General features: G+C 46.8%; 22 protein-coding genes. 3 read left to right on the plus strand and 19 right to left on the minus strand.

Translation table 11 applies throughout. The annotated features are described in order from the left end of the window. Positions 1–66 precede the first annotated feature (66 nt). The 8 genes from rpoZ to ACUC6J_RS15245 all read right to left on the minus strand — a co-directional run bounded on the left by rpoZ (position 67) and on the right by ACUC6J_RS15245 (position 9,229). Positions 67–270 (minus strand): DNA-directed RNA polymerase subunit omega, encoded by a 204-nt coding sequence (rpoZ, locus tag ACUC6J_RS15210; protein ID WP_013371850.1) that lies wholly within the window; start codon positions 268–270, stop codon positions 67–69. A 120-nt stretch (positions 271–390) separates the two neighbouring features. Beyond that, the gene (gene gmk / locus ACUC6J_RS15215) at positions 391–963 is read right to left on the minus strand and encodes a guanylate kinase (RefSeq protein WP_019687949.1); all 573 of its coding nucleotides are present in this window, start codon (positions 961–963) and stop codon (positions 391–393) included. A 14-nt stretch (positions 964–977) separates the two neighbouring features. Then, the gene (gene remA, locus ACUC6J_RS15220) at positions 978–1,238 is read right to left on the minus strand and encodes an extracellular matrix/biofilm regulator RemA (RefSeq protein ID WP_005548256.1); all 261 of its coding nucleotides are present in this window, start codon (positions 1,236–1,238) and stop codon (positions 978–980) included. 56 nt (positions 1,239–1,294) lie between these two features. Then, positions 1,295–2,182 carry a YicC/YloC family endoribonuclease gene (locus ACUC6J_RS15225; protein WP_016822356.1) on the minus strand — a complete coding sequence of 296 codons (888 nt, stop codon included), beginning with the start codon at positions 2,180–2,182 and terminating at the stop codon, positions 1,295–1,297. 35 nt (positions 2,183–2,217) lie between these two features. Then, entirely contained in the window at positions 2,218–4,104 is a 1,887-nt protein-coding gene (locus tag ACUC6J_RS15230; RefSeq protein ID WP_025365203.1) for a bifunctional homocysteine S-methyltransferase/methylenetetrahydrofolate reductase, read from the minus strand. Between the two features lie 156 nt (positions 4,105–4,260). After that, entirely contained in the window at positions 4,261–5,280 is a 1,020-nt protein-coding gene (locus ACUC6J_RS15235) for a hypothetical protein (protein WP_031461721.1), read from the minus strand. 207 nt (positions 5,281–5,487) lie between these two features. Further along, complete coding sequence (gene dapF / locus ACUC6J_RS15240; RefSeq protein WP_250247607.1) at positions 5,488–6,321, minus strand: diaminopimelate epimerase; 834 nt, start codon at positions 6,319–6,321, stop codon at positions 5,488–5,490. Positions 6,322–6,430: 109 nt separating this feature from the next. Next, positions 6,431–9,229, minus strand: coding sequence for a calcium-translocating P-type ATPase, SERCA-type (locus ACUC6J_RS15245; protein ID WP_025365205.1), 2,799 nt, complete (start codon positions 9,227–9,229; stop codon positions 6,431–6,433). A gap of 230 nt (positions 9,230–9,459) precedes the next feature. Between ACUC6J_RS15245 and ACUC6J_RS15250 the strand changes: the two genes are divergently transcribed. Further along, positions 9,460–11,208 carry an Rqc2 family fibronectin-binding protein gene (locus tag ACUC6J_RS15250; RefSeq protein WP_151255857.1) on the plus strand — a complete coding sequence of 583 codons (1,749 nt, stop codon included), beginning with the start codon at positions 9,460–9,462 and terminating at the stop codon, positions 11,206–11,208. A gap of 95 nt (positions 11,209–11,303) precedes the next feature. On the opposite strand, the gene ACUC6J_RS15255 is transcribed toward ACUC6J_RS15250, so the two are convergent. The 9 genes from ACUC6J_RS15255 to ACUC6J_RS15295 all read right to left on the minus strand — a co-directional run bounded on the left by ACUC6J_RS15255 (position 11,304) and on the right by ACUC6J_RS15295 (position 20,538). After that, on the minus strand, positions 11,304–12,173 hold the full coding sequence (locus tag ACUC6J_RS15255; RefSeq protein WP_031461723.1) for a PHP domain-containing protein: 870 nt from the start codon (positions 12,171–12,173) through the stop codon (positions 11,304–11,306). Further along, the gene (locus ACUC6J_RS15260) at positions 12,157–13,131 is read right to left on the minus strand and encodes a selenium metabolism-associated LysR family transcriptional regulator (protein WP_016822363.1); all 975 of its coding nucleotides are present in this window, start codon (positions 13,129–13,131) and stop codon (positions 12,157–12,159) included. The genes ACUC6J_RS15255 and ACUC6J_RS15260 overlap by 17 nt, the downstream gene beginning before the upstream one ends. Positions 13,132–13,333: 202 nt before the next feature. Beyond that, positions 13,334–13,771 (minus strand): hypothetical protein, encoded by a 438-nt coding sequence (locus ACUC6J_RS15265; protein WP_013371860.1) that lies wholly within the window; start codon positions 13,769–13,771, stop codon positions 13,334–13,336. Positions 13,772–14,000: 229 nt separating this feature from the next. Continuing rightward, entirely contained in the window at positions 14,001–14,261 is a 261-nt protein-coding gene (locus ACUC6J_RS15270; RefSeq protein ID WP_017427798.1) for a YlbG family protein, read from the minus strand. 34 nt (positions 14,262–14,295) lie between these two features. Further along, entirely contained in the window at positions 14,296–14,736 is a 441-nt protein-coding gene (locus tag ACUC6J_RS15275; protein WP_090890024.1) for a YlbF family regulator, read from the minus strand. A gap of 107 nt (positions 14,737–14,843) precedes the next feature. Further along, positions 14,844–16,829 carry a helicase-associated domain-containing protein gene (locus ACUC6J_RS15280; RefSeq protein WP_447249063.1) on the minus strand — a complete coding sequence of 662 codons (1,986 nt, stop codon included), beginning with the start codon at positions 16,827–16,829 and terminating at the stop codon, positions 14,844–14,846. A gap of 6 nt (positions 16,830–16,835) precedes the next feature. After that, positions 16,836–18,659, minus strand: a complete 1,824-nt coding sequence (locus ACUC6J_RS15285) for a DNA repair helicase XPB (protein ID WP_447249064.1) — start codon at positions 18,657–18,659, stop codon at positions 16,836–16,838. A gap of 160 nt (positions 18,660–18,819) precedes the next feature. Next, the gene (locus ACUC6J_RS15290; RefSeq protein ID WP_013371865.1) at positions 18,820–19,248 is read right to left on the minus strand and encodes a CBS domain-containing protein; all 429 of its coding nucleotides are present in this window, start codon (positions 19,246–19,248) and stop codon (positions 18,820–18,822) included. 84 nt (positions 19,249–19,332) lie between these two features. Beyond that, positions 19,333–20,538 (minus strand): M20 family metallopeptidase, encoded by a 1,206-nt coding sequence (locus ACUC6J_RS15295; protein ID WP_016822368.1) that lies wholly within the window; start codon positions 20,536–20,538, stop codon positions 19,333–19,335. A gap of 248 nt (positions 20,539–20,786) precedes the next feature. On the opposite strand from ACUC6J_RS15295, the gene ftsW reads away from it, so the two are divergent. Then, positions 20,787–22,049, plus strand: coding sequence for a putative lipid II flippase FtsW (gene ftsW / locus ACUC6J_RS15300; protein WP_016822369.1), 1,263 nt, complete (start codon positions 20,787–20,789; stop codon positions 22,047–22,049). Between the two features lie 226 nt (positions 22,050–22,275). Here ftsW and ACUC6J_RS15305 read toward each other — a convergent pair whose 3' ends face one another. Next, positions 22,276–22,641, minus strand: a complete 366-nt coding sequence (locus tag ACUC6J_RS15305; protein WP_013310912.1) for an Asp23/Gls24 family envelope stress response protein — start codon at positions 22,639–22,641, stop codon at positions 22,276–22,278. Between the two features lie 192 nt (positions 22,642–22,833). On the opposite strand from ACUC6J_RS15305, the gene cax reads away from it, so the two are divergent. Beyond that, positions 22,834–23,904, plus strand: coding sequence for a calcium/proton exchanger (gene cax / locus ACUC6J_RS15310; RefSeq protein ID WP_013371868.1), 1,071 nt, complete (start codon positions 22,834–22,836; stop codon positions 23,902–23,904). Between the two features lie 228 nt (positions 23,905–24,132). Here cax and ACUC6J_RS15315 read toward each other — a convergent pair whose 3' ends face one another. Continuing rightward, entirely contained in the window at positions 24,133–24,423 is a 291-nt protein-coding gene (locus ACUC6J_RS15315) for a YlaN family protein (protein ID WP_007431028.1), read from the minus strand. Positions 24,424–24,533: the final 110 nt, after the last annotated feature.

The following is a 24,533-nucleotide window of genomic DNA, read 5'->3' on the forward strand; positions in this document are numbered from 1 at the left end:
AATAACAACCTTGCGGTTGTCAAAGGAATTGGCATTGCGCCTGGTTATAATGATTGTCTATAATTCTTATTCTTCTTCGCCGCTTTCAAGCAAAAGATGATCTGCATAGATCTCTTCGAGAGCTACTCCAACCTGTTTGTGAGATTTAGGACTCTTCAAGCTCGTCTTCTCGCCCTCACGCAACTGTCTAGCACGGCGTGATGCCGCTACAACCAGCGAATATTTACTATCTACCTTTTTCATCATTTCATCAATGGAAGGATACAGCACGAATAGACACCTCTTCATGTAGTTTTAAGCTGTATAAGCTGAACTCCAGTGTACACCTTCAAGCTCAGCTTATACAGTATTATTTCACTTTCGGTACGCTTGGCATATGTAAAGCCTCGCTTAAGGTCGAACCTTACAATGTTCGGCGATAATAATGGATTCTATTCGTTTACAAGCGAGATCAATCTCATCATTGACAACCGCATAATCATAATGACGCAACAGGTTCATCTCGTCCACAGCTACCGACATACGGTGATCAATGGTTGCTTGAGTTTCTGTGCCACGTCCCCGAATTCTATCCTTCAACTCATCCAGCGAAGGTGGAAGCAAGAATATAAATATGCCTTCTGGAAATTTTTCTTTAACCTTTAGCGCGCCCTGAACTTCAATTTCCAGAAAGATATCTTTACCCTGCGCAAGCGTCTGGTCTACAAAATCACGTGGAGTGCCATAGTAGTTACCTACATACTCTGCGTACTCCAGCAATTCATCCCGTTCAATCATCCCTAAAAATTCTTCACGCGTTTTGAAAAAATAGGTCACTCCATCTTGCTCGCCCGAACGAGGTGTTCGAGTTGTAGCAGAAACAGAATACGTTATCTCAGGTAGCTTTTCACGCAATGCATTGCCTACCGTTCCTTTACCGACCCCCGAAGGTCCGGATATTACAAATAATAATCCCTTAGCCATAGTACACTCCATTTTTATTCGTCATTGTCATCATCTTTAGTGGATAGGCGATGAGCGACCGTCTCCGGCTGCACCGCAGACAGGATTACATGATCACTGTCTGTAATAATAACAGCCCGTGTCCGGCGGCCATAGGTAGCATCAATTAGCATATGACGGTCCCTGGCTTCCTGTATAATCCGCTTGATCGGAGCAGACTCCGGACTGACGATGGAGATTATTCGGTTGGCCGACACGATATTGCCAAAGCCAATATTGATCAATTTGATTGCCATATTCAGGTCTTTCCCCCTATACATGTGACTATTGCAGCCGTGCCGCTACCAGGTAGCTACTCAATATTTGCAGCCTGCTCACGAATTTTTTCGAGCTCTGCTTTCATCTCAACGACCAGATTAACTAATGTGAGATGATTAGCCTTAGAGCCGATCGTGTTGACTTCCCTGTTCATTTCCTGGATTAAAAAATCTAATTTGCGACCGGCCGGCTCGTCCGACAGCAGCAACCTTTTGCACTGTCCAAAATGACTTTGAAGCCGGGTAAGCTCCTCATCAATATTGCTGCGATCCGCGAATAACGCAATCTCCATTCCGAACTTATGTTCATCAAGCGTAAATGAACCGTCCTGAAGCTCTTTAAGCCTGTGCTTCAGCCTGTTACGGTAGTCGCTCACAACATGAGGAGCCAACACCGTCATTTCATGATGAAAGGATTCCAAACGTAAAATGCGGGATTCCACATCTTGTGCCAAATGCCCGCCTTCTCGCCTTCTCATCTCCAGCAAACCTTGCAAAGCTTCGTTCAAAGCTCGCTGTAGCTGCTCTTCCCAGTCATCTTCGTCTCCATTGCAAGCCTCTCCAGGCTCACCCAGAACATCAGGCAAAGCAAGGATATCACTTATACCTAACGTTCCTTTCACGCCATAACGATCCGCCAGCTGCTCCGCTGCACGCAGGTAAGCCTGCACCACAGTGTCATTCAACCGTGCGGCGGGTATCTGTTCTTCATCACGTTCCCTGTGGATGAAAACATCGATACGACCGCGTTTAATCTGCTGTTGAACCGTTCTTCTCAAGCCATCTTCATAACGAGTCCATTCACGTGGAATTCTCATCATCACTTCGCAATAGCGGTGATTGACCGATTTCAATTCCAAGCGCACTTTATACCCCTCATGATGAAGGATGGCTTGACCGTATCCGGTCATACTCAATGACATCGGCATCACATCCATTATACTATTGTAATTGATTATTATAGTCGAAACAAGGGGGCCTGTGCTCGGCCTGATTTTTCCCATACATATGAAGTCAGCTCAGCTGTCATTTCATAGAACATAAAAGGAGTCATGAAATAGATCCCATTAAAATGTTCCATGGCCGTATCAAGCAGCTCCTTGGCAATAGACACGCCCATTGCTCGTCCTTCCGGGCCCTCCAGTCCCGACATACGTGCACGCACCTCATCGGATAACTGAATGCCTGGCACTTCATTGTGCAAGTATTCTGCATTGCGGCCACTAGCCAGCGGCATAATACCGATAAAAATCGGTATTTCCAAATGCCTTGTCTCTTCTGCGATGGCTATAATCAGCTCAGGATCGTAAACAGGCTGGGTCATAATATAATCGGCCCCGGAGGCAATTTTCTTTTCCAACCGCTGTACGGCTTTACCCAAATGCTTAACATTCGGATTAAAAGCAGCTCCCACCACAAAATTAGCTTTCTGCTTGAGTGGTTTACCGGAAAATGCGACGCCATCATTTAGCTGCTTGATCATGCGTATGATTTCAAAAGATGTCATATCATACACCGAACTGGCGCCTGGTAAATCACCAAACCGCGCCGGATCACCAGTAACCGCCAGTACATGGTCAATACCCAGTGCGTCAAAACCCATCATGTGGGATTGAGTACCAATCAAATTACGGTCACGACATGCGATATGAATTAATGGACGCAAGCCTGTTTCAATACTAACCAGATGCCCAAGCGCCATGTTGCTCATACGAGTGACTGCGAGCGAATTGTCAGCAAGTGTAAGTGCATCGGCTCCGGCTTTCTTCAAGGCATGCGCACCTTGCATAAACCGGGTAATGTCCAGATCTCGCGGAGGATCCAGTTCTACAATGACAGTATGCCGTTCCTTAACCAGATCCACAATGTTGGGTTCGCTGGCATGTCTGCCATTGCCTCGTCCCCCTTCATTTGCTGTCTGCTCCACCACATGAATGGACTCTGTCGACAAAGCTTCTTTTGGAGCCAACGGGGGCGGTTGCAAATTTTTTAAAGCTTTGGAAATAGCAGCAATATGGTCTGGCGTAGTTCCGCAACAACCACCAATCAGCCTGGTCCCGAGATCTACAAAGGACGCGGCACATTCTCCGAAATATTCAGGTGATGCACCGTATACATAGTGACCGTCCACATAATCTGCCAGTCCCGCATTTGGATATACAGACAGCGGTACAGACAAGGGACCATCCAGCTGCTCCATTACACTCATAATTCCCTGCGGACCGGAGTGACAGTTAAACCCGAGGATGTCAGCTCCTTCACTACGCAGTGTTGAAAAAGCTTCTGACACTAGAAAACCATCTTGGGTACGACCAACCTGATCGACCGCAAATTGACAAATTACCGGAATGTCACTGTATTTACGTACACTGTGAAGCGCAATGCGCATTTCGTCCAGTGAATAAAACGTTTCGCATAAAATGCCGTCAACCCCTTCGGAAAGAAGGGCATCGATCTGCTGCTCGTAATTTCTTGACAGCTCCAGCTTGGATATGTTAAGACGTTTGCCTCCGCATATGGAACCGACCGCACCTACTACATAATGTTCAGGTCCGGCAGCAGCCTTGGCAATTCGCACACCAGCACGATTAATCTCTTCCACCTTAGATTCCAGTCCAAAGCGGGCTAACTTATAATCATTTGCAGAGAATGTATTCGTCTCCAGCAATCGTGCTCCTGCATTTAAATACTGACCATGTACGTCTGATATAACATCTGGCGAAGTAATGTTCAGTTCTTCGTAAGACGTATTTACTGGAAATCCTAGCTGGTACAAAAAAGTCCCCATAGCGCCGTCTCCGACAATAATTTCACGATTCAGCACAGTACGCAAATCCGGTTTCATGTCCTCTGCTCCACCCCGCTCTTTATTTTCATACTAATGTAACATAAAGAGACTACAAACATAAGCCAAAAACAAAAAAAGCCGCCTCACGCCCCGACAAAATGATACCAGGAGTAAGGCAACTTGAGTTATCATTTTCTATTTACCACTACATTTTCATAGCATTTTCCCATCAGAAGAATGGAGAGAAAACTCGTAAAAAGTCCCTTTTTTATTTACTTTAGCCACAATAGAATCCGTCCCCTTTTGGGAGAACGTATATTGATTTCCTTGAACATTCACTTTATAGCCGGACACATTGATATTGAACAATAGTTGAACCTTAGGCTTGACCAGCTTCAATGCTTCGGCGGCGGTATATTTGGGACTTGCAAAAGATTTTTTGAAATCTGCGTCATCATTCCAGTCCATCCCAGAGGTGGATACAGCCAGCACTTTTCCAGTTACCGCTCCAATTTTGACCTCATTCGCCTCACTTGCATCCTCGAACGACCAATAAGAAAGCCCATTCTTCTCATCCTTGTAGCGTGAGGCATGCTGCACTGTGATTCGCTGTCCACTCACTCGCTTAAATGTGTTCATTGCACGGTTCAATAATACTGGGTCCACCTGTCTCAGCGCATAGTCCGCATTGACGGTAATAGCATTACCTTGATCCACATCAACATACAATGAGGAAGCTTTTTCTCCTGCCCCCCAGAATACCCAGTAATTCGAAGGCTTGTTGGACTGATAGGGGGATTTGACCCGCCAGAATGCTTCAAATTGTAAGGGACGCTTGCTGTCAAACGCTTTGGCGCTGTTTAATACTTTTGCCTTGAGTGGCGCGTTCATCGCCTTTCCCAAACTACTTATTTTATATCGTATAGTTGTAGAATCTACTCTGTTTTTCTCTTTATTATATTCTGTCTGCAACGTAGCTGTTCCGTCTTCCAATTCACCCTCGACAATCCAGGTTTTCCCCATATCCGTTACATCGTCAAATTGAAATGCAGCTTTTGAACCGATAAGTTCTTGTACTGCTTTTTCTAAACGGCTTACGACTGTCGGAGTTAGCGAGCCCACCTGCTTGTCCGTCGTTCCCGTGGCAGCAGGAATAGTCGCCGCTTGAACCGGAAGCGCGGTGGCTACAAGTATGAGGACTGCAACTGCTGAAATCCAACGAAATTTCCGCACTATGAACGGCCTCCTTATCGTTTTCTCATTTTCTATATTATACATTGTTCAGACGTCAAAAAAAGACAGAATATCGCTTGGTTCACCATTTCCCCAGTAAACAGCGGCATAAAAGGACAAAAAAAGAAGACCTACTCAGGTCTTCTTTCCCTTCACTTCTATATATTCTTAGGTATTTTACGGGCTATTCTTATCATTCACATCAATTCAGAATAGACGACCTTCGAATACAATCTCAGCCGGACCTGTCATATAAATGTGATTATCATCCTCGCTCCATTCAATATCCAGATCGCCGCCCTTTAGGCTTACCATGGCGCGGCGGTCGCTGTATCCATTTAGTACAGAAGCAACAAGCGTAGCACAGGCTCCAGTTCCACAGGCTAGCGTAGGTCCTGCTCCCCTCTCCCATACCCTCATATCTATATGCTTCCGACTCCGTACCGTGGCGAACTCAACATTTGTTTTTTTAGGGAACAATGGATGACACTCCAGCTTTGGCCCCCAGGCCTCCAGATCAAAGCTAGGCGCATCCTCAACATAAATGACACAGTGCGGATTTCCCATAGAAACAGCCGTAAAGCGAAAACCACTTCCTCCAGCTTCAATGGGCTCATCTATTACGTTAGTCAAATCGAGTGTAGTTGGAATTTTCAATCCTTCCAGAATCGGCTCTCCCATATCGACCTTTACCATTCGTACAGTTCCGTTTTCCACAGTCAGTTCAACCTGCTGCACACCTGCACCCAGCGTCTCAATCGTGATCTGTTCACGGTTGATATGCTTACGGTCATACACATATTTGGCAGCACAACGAATAGCGTTACCGCATTGCTCGGCCTCCGAGCCGTCCGAGTTAATGATGCGCATGCGAAAATCTGCTTTTTCAGACGGCAATATATATACCAATCCATCGGCGCCAATACCAAAATGTCGATTACATAGCCGAACAGCTAATTCCGAGGCGTCAGACGGCAATTCCTGATGCCCGTACCAAACGATAAAATCATTACCCAGACCATTCATTTTAGTGAATTCCATAGCTTCCTCCCGCCGTTGCTGCTGATCTCATGCTCCTCTTGAAGCTTTGACCCCATAATATCATACAGGGCAAAAGCGGGAAAGCGATGCGATATGCAAGACCCGAATTCTAGGCTGAGAACTTTGTACGTCCCGCTGAAAATCGTGTATTTCCGCCGTGACGACGGTTACGTCGACCGCCCCATACACTTCCCGCTCCCATCAGGAACGTAGGAATTCCAGCTGCGACAATAGATAGTGCCCATTCACGTAAACCAAGAGGTACCGTTTTGAAAATAGGTTGCAGCACAGGCACATACATTACAACCAGCATCAGTACAATGGAGGACAGTACGGCAAGCACGAGATAACTATTTTGAAACGGATTACGATGGAAAACGGAGCGGGAGCTACGGCAATCAAATACATGAATTAACTGCGCCAGCACTAACGTAGCAAATGCAACCGACTGCGCTTTGATCAATTGCCCTGCATCATTCGGAGCAATCCGTAATGTCAACCAAAAGGCCGCAAGTGTACATAAGCCAATCAACAGACCGCGACTAATAATTTTCCAGCCCAGTCGACGTGCAAAAATATTTTCCTTTGCGCCACGAGGCTTATGCTCCATAAGATCCTTTTCCGGCTGATCCACACCCAGAGCCATCGCTGGCAAACCGTCAGTTACCAGGTTCACCCACAAAATCTGAATGGGTAACAAAGGTAGCGGCAGCCCAGCCATCATGGCAAAGAACATCGTCAAAATTTCGCCAACATTGGAGGCGAGTAGATAACGAATGAATTTACGGATGTTCTCGTAAATATTTCGTCCTTCCTCAATTGCCGCTACAATCGTTGAGAAATTATCGTCACTCAGTACAAGTGCAGCTGCTTCTTTGGTCACGTCTGTTCCTGTAATGCCCATGGCAATACCGATATCCGATGCCTTGATCGCAGGTGCGTCATTGACGCCATCTCCGGTCATAGCTACGACATGTCCGCGTCTTTGCAGCGACTTGACGATTCTCAGCTTGTGTTCCGGCGACACCCGCGCATACACAGAGACGGTATCAACAACGTTATCCAACGCCGCATCATCCATGAGAGACAGTTGCTGTCCTGTCAATACATTTGAGCCGCGTTGGAGAATGCCCAGCTGCTGTGCAATGGCCTCCGCAGTTGTACCATGATCGCCCGTAATCATCACCGTGCGAATGCCGGCACGACGGCACTTGCCAATGGCCTCGCGAACCTCGCGGCGTGGCGGATCAATCATGCCGGTCAGGCCGATAAAAATCAGCTGTGTTTCAGCCTCCTCAACCGTAGAGACACGCTCATGCGAGCGGATATCACGGTAAGCGACGCCAAGTACACGCAGCGCCTCCGATGCCATACCTTCATTGGCTGCCAATACCTTTTGGCGCAGCGTACCCGTTAACGGAACGACATTCCCTTCCCATAAAATGTAAGAGCACTGACCCAGTAGCACGTCTGGCGCTCCTTTGGCAAATACAATATGTCCTCCCTGGTGGCGTACGAGTACCGACATCCGCTTCCGATCTGAGTCAAAAGGAAATTCTCGCTCCCGTGTGTACAGTTCGTATAGCCCTTGTCGCGTGACTCCGCCTTTGGCAGCTAACGTGACCAGCGCTCCTTCTGTCGGATCACCTTTCAGCTCCCAAACAGCGGAAGGCATCGGCTCTTTGGTTTTCTTTTTTGAACGCAGCTCATCTATGTCAGCTTGAACAATCTCCGCATTATTACAAAGTACACTAGCTTGCAGCAATCTACGCAAGGATTGTCCGTTTTTTAGGTCGGCCGGAAGATCCCTGTCCATAATATGACCGTGTGGATCATAACCTTCCCCGGTAACTCCCCAGAAACGACCATCCAGCCACAGCTTGGTGACTGTCATTTTATTTTGGGTCAGTGTGCCCGTTTTGTCAGAGCAAATGACAGACGCACAGCCGAGCGTCTCAACGGAAGGCAGCTTGCGCACAATGGCCTTGCGTTTGATCATACGCTGTACACCCAAAGCGAGTGCAATGGTTACAATCGCGGGTAATCCTTCTGGTATAGCTGCCACAGCCAAGCTCACGCCGGCCAAAAACATGCTCATGGCTGGCTGACCATGCAAAATACCCGCTACGACCACGAGCACGGTTAGCGCTAACGCCACAATAATCAAAATTTTGCCCAATTGTTCCAGTCTGTGCTGTAACGGTGTCTCCTGCGACTCCGTATTTTCGATCAAGTCTGCGATCTTTCCCATTTCGGTACTCATGCCTGTGCGAATGACCACGCCTTGTGCGGTGCCTCTGGTCATCATGGTGCCCATAAAACCGATGTTCTTTTGGTCCCCAAGAGGTACTTCGGCGGCATGAATAGGACGGGAATGCTTACTCACCGGAACCGATTCACCTGTCAGGGCAGACTCCTCGACATCACAGCCGTTTGTACTCAACCACCTTACATCTGCAGGGATACGATCACCACTTTCCAGCAGCACGATATCGCCCGGCACCAGCTCTCTGGCCTGAACATGTATTCGTTTGCCGCCTCGCAGCACCTTGGCGGTTGGAGCCGAAAGCTGTCTTAAAGCTCGCAATGAACGTTCAGCTCTGAATTCCTGCACAAAGCCGAGAATTCCATTTAGCACAACGATAGCAATAATGGTAATCGCATCCAGATACTCGCCGAGTAGGCCAGAGATCAGGGTCGCTCCCATCAATACAAGCATCATAAAATCCTTGAACTGGTTGAGCAGCAGCAAAATTGCCGAAACACGCTTGCCCTCGCTCAGCTCATTCCAACCCGTCCTTTCTCTTCGTTCCGCAATCTGTTCCTCCGAAAGACCCTGCTTCGGGTCGACTTCCAGACTAGTTGAAAGCTGTTCATTGCTTAATTGGTGCCAGTGTGCTTGTTCCATTCTCCCCAATTCCCTCCCGGTCAGATAGTCCGTTTCCGTCGGTTGTGCGTAGGATGGCTGCCCGTTATTCTATTTTTGTGCCACGATTGCTGATATGCTGGACAGACTTTCTTGATTCAATCTATTCGGACAGGACTCGAAATATCACAAAGCCGCTTAAGTTTTGTCCCAAAGTTATGTATCATAGAAGGAAGGCGAAAATACATTTGCTTCAAAGGAGAACATACATTATGGCATTGGACGGAATCGTAACCCGCGCTATCGTACACGAACTGCAAGCCATCCGGGGCGGGCGCATTAATAAAATACATCAGCCAAACGAACGCGATATCGTGCTGAACCTGCGGGCACAAGGCGGGAGTGTAAAGCTGTTGCTGTCGGCTAATCCGACATTTCCGCGCGTACATTTTACAGAGCAAAGCTTTCTCAATCCGACAGAAGCTCCCATGTTTTGTATGCTTCTTCGCAAACATTGCGAAGGAGGCATTATTGAGAACATCACGCAAGTGGGCATGGAGCGCATTATTCATATGGATATACGTCAGCGTGATGAGCTGGGGGATATTTCATTGAAGCGCATTATTATTGAAGTGATGGGTAGACATAGCAATATTATTTTGCTTGACCCGGAAACAGGTATGATGCTGGATGGCATTCATCATGTCACACCCTCTATCAGCAGCTATCGGGTCGTTATGCCAGGCTTTCAATACACAGAGCCTCCTGAACAAAATAAGCTGAATCCACTAGAAGTCGAAGAAGCAGCCTTCATCTCCTCGTATCAAGCAGCCCTTGAGGCCGAAGAAGCTCCCAAACGCTGGCTCGTGAACACTTTTACCGGACTTAGTCCCCTTATTGCTGAAGAGATACTAATCCGAGCATCTAACGAAGAAGCATCTGGTGACAAGGATCGTCGACTGTGGAGGACATTCAGTGACATTATGGATGACGTGCGGAATCATCGTTTTCAGCCAGTATCTGGACTGAACGCACAAGATAAAGTAATATTTTCAGCCATTCCACTGACGCTGATCGAAGGAGAACGTAAGGAATACGCTACCATCAGCGAGTGTATGGAGGACTTCTTCGGTGAAAAAGCAGAAAGGGACACGGTTAAGCAAAAGGTTAGCGACCTACTGCGGTTTCTACAAAACGAGCGGAGCAAAAACGTAAAAAAACTCGATCATCTCCATCAAGATTTGGCTGAAGCGGAAGATGCCGATCAATTTCGGATTTACGGAGAGCTGCTGTTCGCTTCACTGCATGAGGTAAAAAAGGGAGACAAGGAAGTAACACTCACTAACTTTTATGACGAGGAACAGGGTGCGATCACCATTCCATTGGACCCGCTACTCAACCCTTCAGATAATGCACAACGTTATTTTAAAAAGTACAACAAATATAAAAACAGCCTGGCTGTCATTGACGAACAACTAGCAAAAACACACGAAGAAATTCGTTATATGGACAATCTTCTTCAGCAGCTAGCCCATGCCTCTATTAACGACATTGAGGAAATACGTGAAGAGCTGGTTCAGCAGGGCTATCTCAGAGATCGGGTTAAAAAAGGAAAGAAAAAGAAGAAAAATGACCGCCCGACCTTGCACGTATATACATCATCCGAAGGCATCGAGCTGCTGGTCGGCAAAAATAACTTGCAGAATGAATATGTGACCAATCGACTGGCCGGACCCAATGACACGTGGCTGCATACAAAGGATATTCCAGGGTCACACGTCGTTATTCGTGCCGAGAAATTCGGAGACGCAACGTTGGAGGAAGCTGCTCAACTGGCTGCCTATTTCAGCCAAGCCAAGCAGTCTAGCAGCGTACCTGTAGATGCCACTTTGATTCGGTATGTACGCAAGCCAAGCGGTGCGAAGCCCGGCTTTGTCATCTACGATCATCAGCGTACGCTCTTTATCACACCTGATGAGGAACTGGTCAAAAAGCTGCCGAACCGCATCAAAAACGGCTAGGTTCCACCAGCATATGGAATCTACAAAAAAAGCCCTTTGCCCGTTGCACGTACACTTCTAGTGTTCCATGCGGTAGGCAAGGGGCTTTTTCTCATTTACTTTTGTCCAACAGCAGCCTTTCTCAATTCCTCGACAACCTGACCTTCCACACTACGGCTACCCAGATCACCGTGGAAAATCACACCTTGGCGCGCACCGTGAAAATCCGAGCCGCCTGTTGCGATAAGCCCATAGTGCAGCGCCATTGCAGTATATCGGCTCTCAGCCTCAGCATCATGGTCTGAATGGCTCACCTCCAACCCTACAGGCTTCGCTGCCTCTATAATGGAGCGCACCAGTTCATCATTTCCATACAAGCCAGGGTGGGCCACTACAGGCACACCTCCTGCTTCACGAATCCAGCTTATAGCCTCCGCAGGCTCTACACGGGGTACAGATACGTATCCGGGCGCACCTTCTGCCAAGTAACGGTCAAACGCATCACGCATGTCCTTCGCGTAACCTTTTTGAACCAGGGTATCTGCCATATGCGGACGTCCAATGCTTTCATCTGGCGCTAGTGGTCTGCCCATTGTAGCCACCACCTCATCTAGCGTGATTTCCACGCCCAAGCTACGCAATCGACTCAAAATCAAATCATTACGGGTATCCCGCGCCTGTCTCAGCTTTTCCAACCGTTCCAAAAATATTTTATTACGGTAATCCATAAAATAACCTAATATATGAATATCTTTGCCACCAGCACGTGTACTGATTTCCACACCCGGCACCACTGTCATTCCAATGCGTCTTCCCTCCTCCAAGGCTTCCTCCAAACCGGCCACCGTATCATGATCTGTAATAGCCACACCGGCCAACCCTTTTTCCTTCGCCCAGCGCACATTATCAGCAGGTGATTGCATACCGTCAGATGCTTGGGTGTGTGTATGTAGATCATATCGTTGTGAATTAATCTGTTCCTTCATTACGCAATTGCTCCTCCTCTTTCATCACTACAAGTTTGTCCTGCGAGTCCTCGAATACGTCCAATCCCTGATCATGACGACGCAAGTAAGATAAAAAAGTTACTACCGGGATTGGCAACAAAGCTGATTTCAGATGAATCGCATAAAACTCTCGTTTGAAGGTAATATCTGAAATATTTACAATTTTCAACAACCCGAGCGCAACCTCGTGTTTGACTGAAGATGGTGACAGCATGGTAATCCCCAGTCCTGCCTCTACCGCTGATTTGACCGCTCCAGTGCTGCCCATCTCCATTACAATATCAAGTCGAGAGGCATCCGCACCACGATTTTTGAGCCCGTCTTCTATGACTTGTCGTGTACCAGAACCTTTTTCTCTAGCTACAAAAGGATGCTTGAATACATCTTCTAAAACTACTTTTTTGGCCTTGGCTAACACATGCCCCGAAGGAACAATCAGCTTCAGTTCGTCCTGCATCACAGATTCCACCACAATATCTGGGTGTTGTACCGGGGCCTCAATCAGCCCTAAATTCAACTGATGCTTTAGTATATCATCCATAATTTGAGTCGTATTCATTACATTCATTGCCATGCGTATGTGAGGGTACTCCTGACCAAACGGGCCCAACATTCTTGGCACAATATATTCACCAATCGTTAGGCTGGCGCCAATATGCAATCTTCCCTCCAGCATGTGAGTAAAAGCAGACATTGCCTCGTCAGCTTCCCTGATCAGTTGCATACTTCTTTTTGCAAAAGGAAGTAATGTCGCTCCTGCCTCCGAAAGCTCAATTTTTTTAGTCGATCGGTGCAGTAGCTTCGTGCCAAAATAATCTTCCAAAGATTGAATTTGCATCGTCACCGCAGGTTGCGTCATATGCAGCGCTTGCGCCGCCGCCGAGAAGCTTCCGCGCTCCGCTACGGTATAAAAAATGTGCAGCTGATGAAAGTTCATATTGACAGCCCTCTCCCCTCTGATCTCCTTATTTTAGCATAAGAAAAACGTCTGGCGAATAATTTCCGAGTAAACTTACCGAATTGGGGAGTTATATGCTTGCAAAATAAAAAAGCATGCAGCTGATAACTGCATACTTTTACTCAAACTCGACGGTGTCAATGAGCGCGGTTTCTAATGGAACCGTTCGCCAAATCACCGTCTATTTTTGCTTACGAGTGCTTTTCATCAGTGTCATGCGCCGCGAATGGCGCAGCCATGAATAGTAAGATTTTAAGTCCCTCAATTCGATAGTCTCTGACATCCGACCCAAAAAGGTAATGATAATCATCTTATGAAGCGGATTTCCCGCAATGTCCATCTCACCTGGCAACTCACCAAATTCGGCGACAACGACCAGATCACCATCAATTAAATATACATCCTCTTCATTATGATAGTAGGACTCCATCCTGTTTTGCTTCAGGCATTCCCAAAGCCAGGCGGCGATATGATTCGTCTCGGACTGTTTCTGCTCTACCCGATCTAAATAACGTGTTTTCGCATGATTTGTAATCACGATATCGGCGACTTTCTTATCGCCCATCTCCACGTAGAACGGTTCGTATGTACTCCATCGCTGCATTGCCTTGTCACGCACGGGATCACTCTCCCCACCAGATAGGTCTTTATATCTACCAATATATTCATATGTTACCTCAACAGACCCGGGACTACAAGTTACAAAATTGAAGTTTATGGGTGTTTTTTAAAGATTTTTTAGGTCTAACAGCATTAAGATTAGTATGCAAAAGTCCTGGCTTCACAAAAAAAAGCCAGCCCGTAGGCTGACCTTTTTTAAGAATTCTAAATGTATAGACAATCAAAGCTTATATTTCATATTCTTTCATCTTTTCCTTATCGTCGTTGTACTCCGTCCTAATCTCATTTCGGAAAGAGCGCTCAACCTTACGTACATAGGAAAGTCTGCGAATATTTTTAACGGTGTCCTCTGCCCGATCCGCATTCATATAAATAACTACATAATGCATACGCTTTGAAATATAGTGGACATTTCCGTATTTCTCCAGATTGCGGGCAGCCTTGATATCGCTTACCCAAATGATGTACCCTGTCCGCTCGGCAAACATTCGCTTCATCTCCCCTCCGTATCATTCCTATGGCCTATCCGCAGGAGCATTTTCCTCCGCTGCCGCATCCGCCCTTTTTCACATTCGGATCGTTGCTCGGCACCTTAATGGTCTCGGACACGGAATATGCAATTGTTTCAGACATGGCATGAAGCATATCATCCAGCGCCTTTTCGGCCCGTTTGAACTCCTTAACAGCCTCAAATTGTTCCAGCTCCAGTTCAACGACCTGCACTGCGTCCTTCGCTTCATGATAGTTGGGATGAAAATGCCCAAAACGCTCCGTTTCAGCGAAAAGCTCCTTTTTGGCATCCAGCTTGCGTACACACGCCTGAATAGACGGATTCGATTCCACACGCTGCTTCCAATATAAATAATCCGATACCTCAAAGGACCGGTTGACCATATCGCCCAATTCATAGGCGTTAATAAGCACTTCTGCCATATTGACCGTGTTCAATTCGGCTACGCTCATGAATGTCATCTCACTTTATATAAAGTTCTACCCAATAAAAGTAGACTCATTTATCATACCACATCCTTCTTTTGAGAAGAAGGAGTTTCATGCACTTCCTGACACGACTATGTAAAAGGAACCAACAGCCTCATCTCGGACCAATCCCTTGGCTGCAAGGTCGCACGAGAAGGTGTTTCCTCATCCATTCCTGAGGCGTACCAGCCTGTGACACTCCAGGGATCGCCAGAAACCACCGATTCCGGTATCCATTTAACCTCTTTCCCGCTGATACGCAATCCCACCGCCGCCTGCCAACGGATCGCTTGCTCCATCAACTGCCTGGAAGTGGACGTATGGTAACTCCTCCATTCTTTTGTCCATGAAGAGGGTACTGTAGATCTTTCTGGAAAATAGTCAAACGGATCAGGCAGGGTGTGCTCTTGTTCATAGAAATGCAACGTACGCCCTGTGTAAACCAGACCAGCTCTTCCCTCTTGTGAAAATAGGGAACGGCCTGCTTCTAGGTTCTCTGTCTCCGTCAAAAGTGGATAATGATGAGCTGGCTCATCCGCACCTTTTGGCTCAAGACGCGGACTTAATCCAACTGCAGCGAGCGCTTTTCGTATTTTGTCAGCAGAGCGCACCGGGATAATAAAATCTTTGTCACCGAGTCGCTCCAGTAATCCTTCTAATGCAGGATGACGCGCAACCATGTCCGCATCCTCCTGAGTACCGCATCGCAGAAGTGTCACCGTCGCAAAAGCCGTTCGTCCGACATCGCCTGCCCACTGCTCTACTGCCAGCCGTACATGTTCTGGCACCCCTGTCCGACTGTACTTGTCCAAAAGAGCAGGAATCGCCTTGGCCTCCATGCCCAGCTCGATTGCCTCTGTAATACTCTCTCTGGTGATCCGATATACTACCATCCGGTCTCCTGTCACACGTTCACAGCAGCATTCCAATCGCCAGCGCACATCATATGCGACACCTGGCGGCACTAATATTTCAAAATCAGGCTGCACATAAAAGGCATCTTGCTCTTGATGTGTATCCTCACCATGATAGGGACGAAGCAGATCTGTCACAGAGACATTCCAGCGAAAACACAATTCACCTGATGTGGTCTGACCCCAATCCCCCATTCCAAAAGCCGTCAGGGCCTTCAACCAACCCTTTATATCTTCCATAAAAGGTCCAATGAAATTACAATCAGATACCGTTTCCTCCGCAGGCCCTTCGAGATTTGCGATTGTAGGAACAATGTCTATAAGGGTACCGTTCGTAGAATCATTTCCCTTTAAACGATTCTGCGGCATTAAGCCTACCTGAAGCATCCATTGCAGCAGACATTGAATAGATACCCATCCATCCGTACCTACATACTGCGAGACGGCACACAGCATATAGCGAAAATGCTGTATGGGCGCTTCAGCCTTGCCGTACCTTTCCATGAGGGTGGCAAAAATATGCTTGCGCATTTGCCCAGCAGACAAGCGAATCCATGTCGCCAGTTCCGCTTCCTGAATGCGGAAAGACACAGTTTCTTTCACAAGCAGGCCCAAACTAAGTAGTAAATCGATCATGACCACCGTTTGTACAGGATACAGCTCGGCATGCGCATAATGCAACCCAAGTCCCTCCAGGTCCTCTGGACGAAAGGGGGTCAGTTCATTTAATTTTTGCAATGACCGCTTATGTATGGTTCCTTTGGCCGTCAAAGGAACCCCCTGTATTGCAATACGTGACAACACATGCAGCAACTCCGACTCCAGTCCTGTCATTGCTTCATGTACCGTTATCGGATGATCCGTATGTATCCCGTTCATTGGAGTTTGCTCTAACAGCATATCGTACAGAGCGGGTAGTCGATCAATCGGAATATATAAAATCCGCTCACCCCACGATTTGGTGACTGCCTCCAGCCACCCCCGGGTGCGAAGCCCATGCAGTGCCAGTTTTGTTTCGACTCCGCTTAAAGCACCTTGGGTAAGCTGCACAGGCTCCTCTTCCCTCATAGGTTGTGCAGCATGCCGGATAAAGCATCGTTTAAGCACCAGCAGTTCATCCGCTGAAAGCTCATTCCAGCTGCCTTGCGTATTCGTTACGCCCATCCTTGATTAGGCCTCCTTTTTCTTTCCGTCATCTTCTGTCTCATCCTCCTGGCTTCTGCTAGCCATTGTCTTATCAAACCTGCAAACCGCATATTCATAGCCCTGCTCAATCAGAAACAGCTGACGACGTGCTGCAAAATCCGTCTCCCTACTGTTCTCTGTCACTAATGCATAAAAATAAGCTTTATTCTCGCCTGGCTTTGGTCGTAAAATGCGGCCAAGTCGCTGCGCTTCTTCCTGACGTGAGCCAAAGCTACCCGATACTTCTATGGCCACCGCTGCATCCGGCAAATCCACCGCAAAGTTCGCCACCTTGGATACCAATAGGGTTTGAATACTGCCCTTGCGAAACGCTTCGAACCAACGCACCCGCTCACTCTGAGTCATGGATCCCGTAATCAGTGGAACGTCCAGCTCCTGAGCCAATTTACGTAACTGGTCTAAATATTGACCAATAATAAGCGTGGGTAGACCCTTGTGTTTCTCCATTAGACTGCGTACTGCCTCCAGCTTAGCCGGATTTTCGGCTGCAATTCGGTATTGCTGTCTGCCTTCAGCGCGCATACTTCGCTCCAAAAGGTCAGCGGTCATGGGCAAACGCAGCTCTACACAATCGACCTGAGCAATCCAGCCCTGTCGTTCCAGTTCCTTCCACGGCATATCGTACCGTTTGGGTCCAATTAAAGAGAACACATCCCGCTCACACCCGTCCTCTCGAACTAACGTAGCTGTTAATCCCAAACGACGGGTAGCCTGAATATCAGCCGTCGCTCGAAATACTGGCGCAGGCAGCAAATGTACCTCATCATATATAATGAGTCCCCACTTCCGCTCACTCAGTAGCTTCATATGTTCAAACTCTCCGTCTTTGGTGCGACGATGCGTCAAAATCTGGTAGGTTGCCACCGTTATCGGTCGCACCTCCTTTTTCTGACCACTGTATTCCCCGATAGAATCGACAGGAATATTCGTCTTTTGCTTCAATTCTTCGATCCATTGCCGCACGGAGATAGTATTAGAAGTTAAAATGAGCACCTCACACTGAAGGCGATTCATCACTGCCATACCGATCACTGTTTTTCCGGCTCCACATGGGAGCACTAGTACACCACTCCCCCCTAAGCCGTCTGCACCTTCAAATGCATCAGCGGCTTTCACCTGGTAATCACGAAGCTGCAACTCCGTTTGTCCCTTTCCCAAGGTAAAACGAAGCAGATTACCCTCAAGATAACCTGCCGTATCCACAACAGGATATCCCAAGCGAGTTAATTCCTGCTTGAGCAAGCCACGATTTTCGGGCGGTACGGATGCACTTGTCTCATTGGTGCGAAGCAAACCAAGCTGTTTTAGCTCTTTCTTGTTTAATAGCTCATCCAGTAAAGCTGGGGTCTCTGCCGTCAAGATCAAGTGATCCCCTATTGTGTATGTGTTGGTTTTACTCGCCTTTGTATCTCTGTCTGACTCTTGCTCATCACGATTCGCGTCAATCGTATCAGTGCCGTAAATTTGTTCTTCTTTTGCACTTGCCCGTGACAGCGTCAACGTCCCGTAACGAGATACAAGCTGTTCAATATCTCTCAACAAATCACGCGGAATATCCCAACGAGACATAGAGTGCAAACTATTTTGAATGTCCTCAGCACTCCACCCGAGAGCGGCCGCATTCCAGAGCGACAATGGAGTGATGTGATATGTATGAAAAGCGGACGGACTTTTTACCAGCTCTGCATAAACCTGCAACTGTGAACGGGCCCATTCCGAATCGGGCAAACCCATTTCCAGCAGAACGGTAAAATCACGTTGTACAATACAAGGATGATCTGGGTTCATGACTACCTCCTGACACTCAAAAGTTCTATAACAAATAGCTTATCCGTTTATTCGCATATCAACCGGAATAGCAAGGAGTCCAACCCACACTCGGGTTGAACTCCTGATCAGAAGCTCGGGATAATGACCGTCCCAAACTGGTACCTGCTATATTATCCTTCTAGTGAACCTGCTCGGAAATTTGGCTAAGCGCCTCTCCAGCGTTGTCTGCAAAAATATTACGAACCGCTAAATCCCCAATCGAAACAATCCCGATCAGACGGTCTCCTTCCGTCACGGGCAAACGACGGATTTGCTGTTCTGCCATCAGTTCAGCTGCTTGGTCCACTGACATGTCAGCACTGGCTGTACGAATACCTGTTGTCATTACCGTATCCACCGAACCAGAACCAGAATTTTTAGCTGCGTAGCCGCGAATCACAAGGTCACGGTCTGTTACCACACCGATCAACTTATCACTGCCTTCGCTTTCCACAACTGGGATAAAACCAGTATCATTGTCTTTCATTTTGACCGCTATTTCGTAAATATTGTCCTGCGGGGTAACCGTTACACATTTTTTAGTCATAACTTCCTGAACCTTTTTCATGGGTACTCCCTCCTTTTCAAGAGTAGGGTACCCCATTTCATTCAGCTCATACTCCAGATTGGACCCTTCCCAATTTAGCTCGTATTAGCCGTTAATTGCCCCTTCTTTTCGTCCAGCAACATATCCGGTAGACATGGCAATAAACAGACGAACTGCGTTGATCATGGCATCCTCATCAAAATCAAATTTTGGATGGTGATGCGGATAAATTGCTCCTTTGGCCGGATTACCCGCCCCGACGAACATAAAACAACCTGGCACACGTTCCAAATAATACGCAAAATCTTCGGCAGGCATCAACTTTGGCGCTTCCTGTACATTCCCCTCGCCGAACACAGGCTTTGCTTCCTTAAAAAAGCGGGATGCTTCCTGGGCATCGTTAACAACTGGCGGGTATCCCATAATGTAACGAATTTTTGCTGATGTCCCATATGTTGCTGCTGTAAGCTCAGTTACCTCATGCAATCGCTCTTTCATGACCGTCCGGGTCTGCTCATCAAACGTACGAATGGTTCCACTCAAGCGGCAGGTTTCTGCAATTATATTTTGCGCAGAGCCCCCTTGGATCGTTCCCACCGTCAACACAGCAGGCTTTAACGGGTCGACTGAACGGCTTACGATACTCTGCAGTTGCATAACAAGAGCTGAGCCTGCCACCACACTATCATTAGTGGACTGGGGCATACCGCCATGCCCACCCTTACCTGCAATTTCAATATAAAAATCGTCGGCAGCCGCCATCAACGGCCCTGCACAACTCGCAGCGGTCCCGACCGAGAAGGGTGTCCATAAATGGATGCCATAAATAACGTCCACACCTTCCAGTACGCCATCTTTGATGACATTAACCGCACCCCCAGGCAGCAATTCCTCCGCAGGCTGGAACAAAAACCGAATTTCTCCCTCCAGCTCATCGCGGTTCAGACTGTAATAGTATGCTGTCCCAAGCAAAACAGACGTATGTCCGTCATGTCCGCAAGCATGCATGGCCCCATCCACACTGGAGCGATATTCACATTCCTTTTCATCCTGAATAGGAAGAGCGTCCATATCGGCGCGCAACATAACCACAGGTCCAGGTTTGGCACCACGAATGGTACCTACAACACCGTGTCCCCCTACCTGTCGGCGAACATCTAATCCCCAGCTCTCTAGTTTATCCGCTACAAAAGCGGCAGTTTTACTTTCCTGAAAAGAAATTTCGGGATTCTTATGTAAATGTCTACGCCACTCCACCATGTTTTGTTGTAATTGATTAAACCAGGTTTGGTCCATCGCCTGTTGTGTCATTATGTTCCACCTCTCCTTTTAAAACATCGGGCAAGTTTCCGATAAATCATGTAGCTTTACCCCATACGCGCCGTTTCTCTCAAGTCTTTATTTTTATCCTATTGTAGCAGATATGGAATTGTTGTGATATCTGTTGCTCCAGATGGTTGCAGAAGCCTATCAAACATACTATGATAAAATGGATAAACGATAAAATGATAAACGTCTGCGAGGAATATACCTTGCGGCGAATACCGGGGGAAGCTGATATGAGAAATACGAAGCCGGAGACTCGAAGAAGAGGGACACCGGATTTCCAATTGCTGATCCTCACTTTGTTGCTGGTTGGATTCGGTGTAATCATGGTATTTAGCTCCAGCTCCAGCGTAGCTCTGCTGAATAAAGAATACAATTTTGACTCTTTATATTTTGTAAAGCGCCAGTCCGCATTTGCTATACTTGGACTTTTTATTATGCTGGTAGCTATGAATATTAAGATGGAAAAATATAAAAAGCTTTTTGTGCCTTTATTTTTCATAACCATATTACTGCTAATCATCGTTCTTTTTACAGGCTCTCTGAATGGTGCAAAAAGCTGGCTCAGATTTGGTAGTATTGGCTTCCAGCCAACAGAACTCGCAAAGATATCCATCATCCTTTACTTATCCGCACTAATTGTCAAAAAAGGAGATCGGTTTAGAGATTTGCGGACTGGCTACATACCTGTAACGGTCATTGTAGGCTCTGTCGCAGGACTCATCATGCTTCAACCGGATTTAGGCTCCTGCTTTATTTTGGTAGCCACCAGCGGCCTGATTATTTATGCCGGGGGAGCCAGCGTCAAACACATTACAGCATCAATCATCCTGCTCGTGCTAGGCGCTTCCATCGTATTTGGTATTGGATCGTTGTTTGGAGGAGATTCCGACAGCGCAAATGGACAAGCTACTGCTGCCAAGCAAGATTATAAAATCGGACGCTTTCAAGCCTTTCTTAATCCCGAGAAGTATAGACAAGGCACAGGATACAATCTGGTGCAGTCCCTGCAAGCTATTGGCGAAGGCGGCTTAAACGGATCGGGATTTGGTAAAGGCATTATCAAGCTTCATTATCTGCCCAATTCGTTTAATGATTTTATCTTTTCAGTTATTGGTGAAGAATTCGGATTTATCGGAACAGCCATTTTCCTAATGCTATATTTGTATTTCATTTGGCGAGGCATGATCATTGCTCTGCGTTGCCATGATCCGTTCGGAACGTTGGTGGGCACTGGCATCATGGGTCTGATCGCCATTCAGGCCTTCATTAATATCGGCGGGGTAACCCAAACGATTCCAATCACTGGCGTAACTCTTCCGTTTATTAGCTTTGGTGGTTCCTCCCTGCTTGTCATGATGTTTTCTATGGGCATCATGCTCAGTATTTCTCGTGAGAACACCAAACAAGCAGTGCAAGAACGCACCACAGGGGTGACTGTTCGTAATGAAGTTCCCACTCGCTTTCAAACTCGTAGAACCAACCGTTACCGCTAAAAAAAGAACTTCCATATGACCACTAATCACGGTGGCATTGGAAGTTCTTTTTTTGTATATGTATATAACTACAGGTCCGTCTGCAAAATGTTAACCAGCAGATTCACAAAACGAAAACTGGCGTTTTATAACCACCAGTTTTCGTGTTCTTATGCGGATTATCGCACGGAATTCCCGGCATCTATACCATTGGTGAAAAATGTCCATTTAGCACGAAGTGGTTCTATTACACTGCGTCGTCCTTGAACGCGACACCTTCCACTTTTACGTTCACTTCCACGACCCGCAACCCCGTCATGCTTTCGACGGCTTCTCGCACATTTTGCTGAAGAATTCGGGACACCTCATGAATAGGTGTTTCGTAGAGCACGATAATACGTAGATCAATGGCAGCTTCCAGTTGTCCAACCTCCACTGATACGCCCTTTTGCACATTTTTACCGCTCAGCCTTTTGGCCCAGCCTTCCGATAAGCCGCCTGACATTGCAGCAATGCCTGGTGTCTCTAATGCGGCCATCCCGGCAATTTTTCCTACGACATCGTTGGAAATCTTGATGTTTCCTGCTTCCAGTTGTTGAATTTGCTCTGCCATGACCTATGTCCCCCTTCATCCATCCTTTATTTGTATTGTAAAGCCTCAGCCACTCCAAATGCAAACCTTACGTATAAAAACATCGTTCGTTTACAACCTATATCATTTTGGGTATATTAATTTAGAAAAATCCATACAAGTGACAGTATTCACCAAACTTGTACACATCTATTGATATCGAGGTGCTCTTCATTGAAAAAATGGTTATCTCCCGCTTTGCTTATAGCGACATTTGCTCTTAGTGCAGTCGCTCATTACACACATTGGAATGCCATAGCCCAATTTGTCATTTGTGCGATTTCTGTTGTATTCGTAGCCGGTTTTCTCGGTAGGGCGACTGAAAGTGTTGCTCATTATGCTGGTCAACGTTTAGGTGGATTCTTAAATGCCACCTTTGGTAACGCAGCCGAGCTGATCATCGCCATTTTTCTCGTCAAAGAAGGTCTTTACGATATGGTAAAGGCCAGTCTTACGGGTTCGATCATCGGCAATCTGCTGCTGGTGCTCGGAGCGAGTCTGTTCGCTGGCGGATTGAAATATAAAGTGCAAAATTTCAATATATCGCTGGCTGGATTAAGCGGCTCCCTGATGATTGTGGCTGTTATTGCCTTGTTCGTTCCAGCTGTCTTTCTGAACACACATGTGATCACGGATAGCGAGTCAGATACACTCAGTCTCATTGTTGCAGGCACGCTCATTGTCGCGTATATTGCGTGGCTTATTTTTTCTATGATTACGCATAAGGACTATTTAGCTGACGTGACCGAACAAAAAGATGAAGAATTGCCGCATGAGCATGCCCCTGTATGGTCTAGAAATAAATCCATTGCCTATTTGGTACTCGCTACCGTTATGGTCGCTTTTGTCAGCGAATGGCTGGTAGGTACACTGGAAGTATTTACGACTCAATTTGGACTCAGCGAATTGTTTGTGGGTGCATTTCTTGTCGCTATTATTGGTAATGCGGCCGAACATAGCGCTGCCATTTTACTAGCCATGAAGAACAAAATCGGTGCATCTGTTGAAATTGCTGTCGGCAGCAGTTTGCAAATTGCCCTATTCGTTGCCCCTGTGCTGATTTTTGTCAGTTACTTTATGGGAAACACGATGAATATCGTTTTCACCACCATTGAATTGGTAGCCATTGCCGTCGCTGTATTTATCGCCAAATCCATCACTCAGGACGGCTCAACCAACTGGTATGAGGGACTCATGCTGCTGGTAGTGTATGTATTGTTGGGTGTATCCTTCTTCCTGGTGTAGCTTCCAAAGTTTAAAATGTAGATTACATTGTAATGACTTCTTCGCATTTCGTTTATTCTTCTGATCACTAATGCCCTTGAATTTTTAAGACGATATAACCCCTTAAACTGTAAAAATTCAAGGGCAAAGGTGAATGCTATAAGCAACCTCTCGTCCCCTTTTTAAAAAATGGCATCAAAAAAAGCATGCTCTCAAACTTCGCATGCTCTCATCAATTCAACCGTCTTTCTAATTAGCCTTATTATTCATGGCCTCATATAGAATAGCCAGATTGCGTTCCAGCTCACTGACCAGCTGTTTACCTACCATTTCCGGAAGAAGTCCGGCGCGAACCGCAAAATCCACTTCCTTGGAAAATCCGTACATCTGAGTATCCAGCACTTCCTCATAGAGAGGGCAATAACGGGTTGCCAGATTCTCCATCTGTACTTCAATAAGCTTCTTTATTTTATCTGCATCTTCCTGAAGCAGATTAATGGCCTTGATATTCAATTGTTCCTGCAAATCAGATGAAGTCATGGATTCTTCCCCCCTATGTCTCAATGTCGCACAAGACGTCCTAACCTTAATATTAGACCAAATTGCAGGCTAATACAAGAACCTGACAAAAAAAGCATCCCTACAGTTAC

Source organism: Paenibacillus sp. JJ1683, from assembly GCF_053006485.1.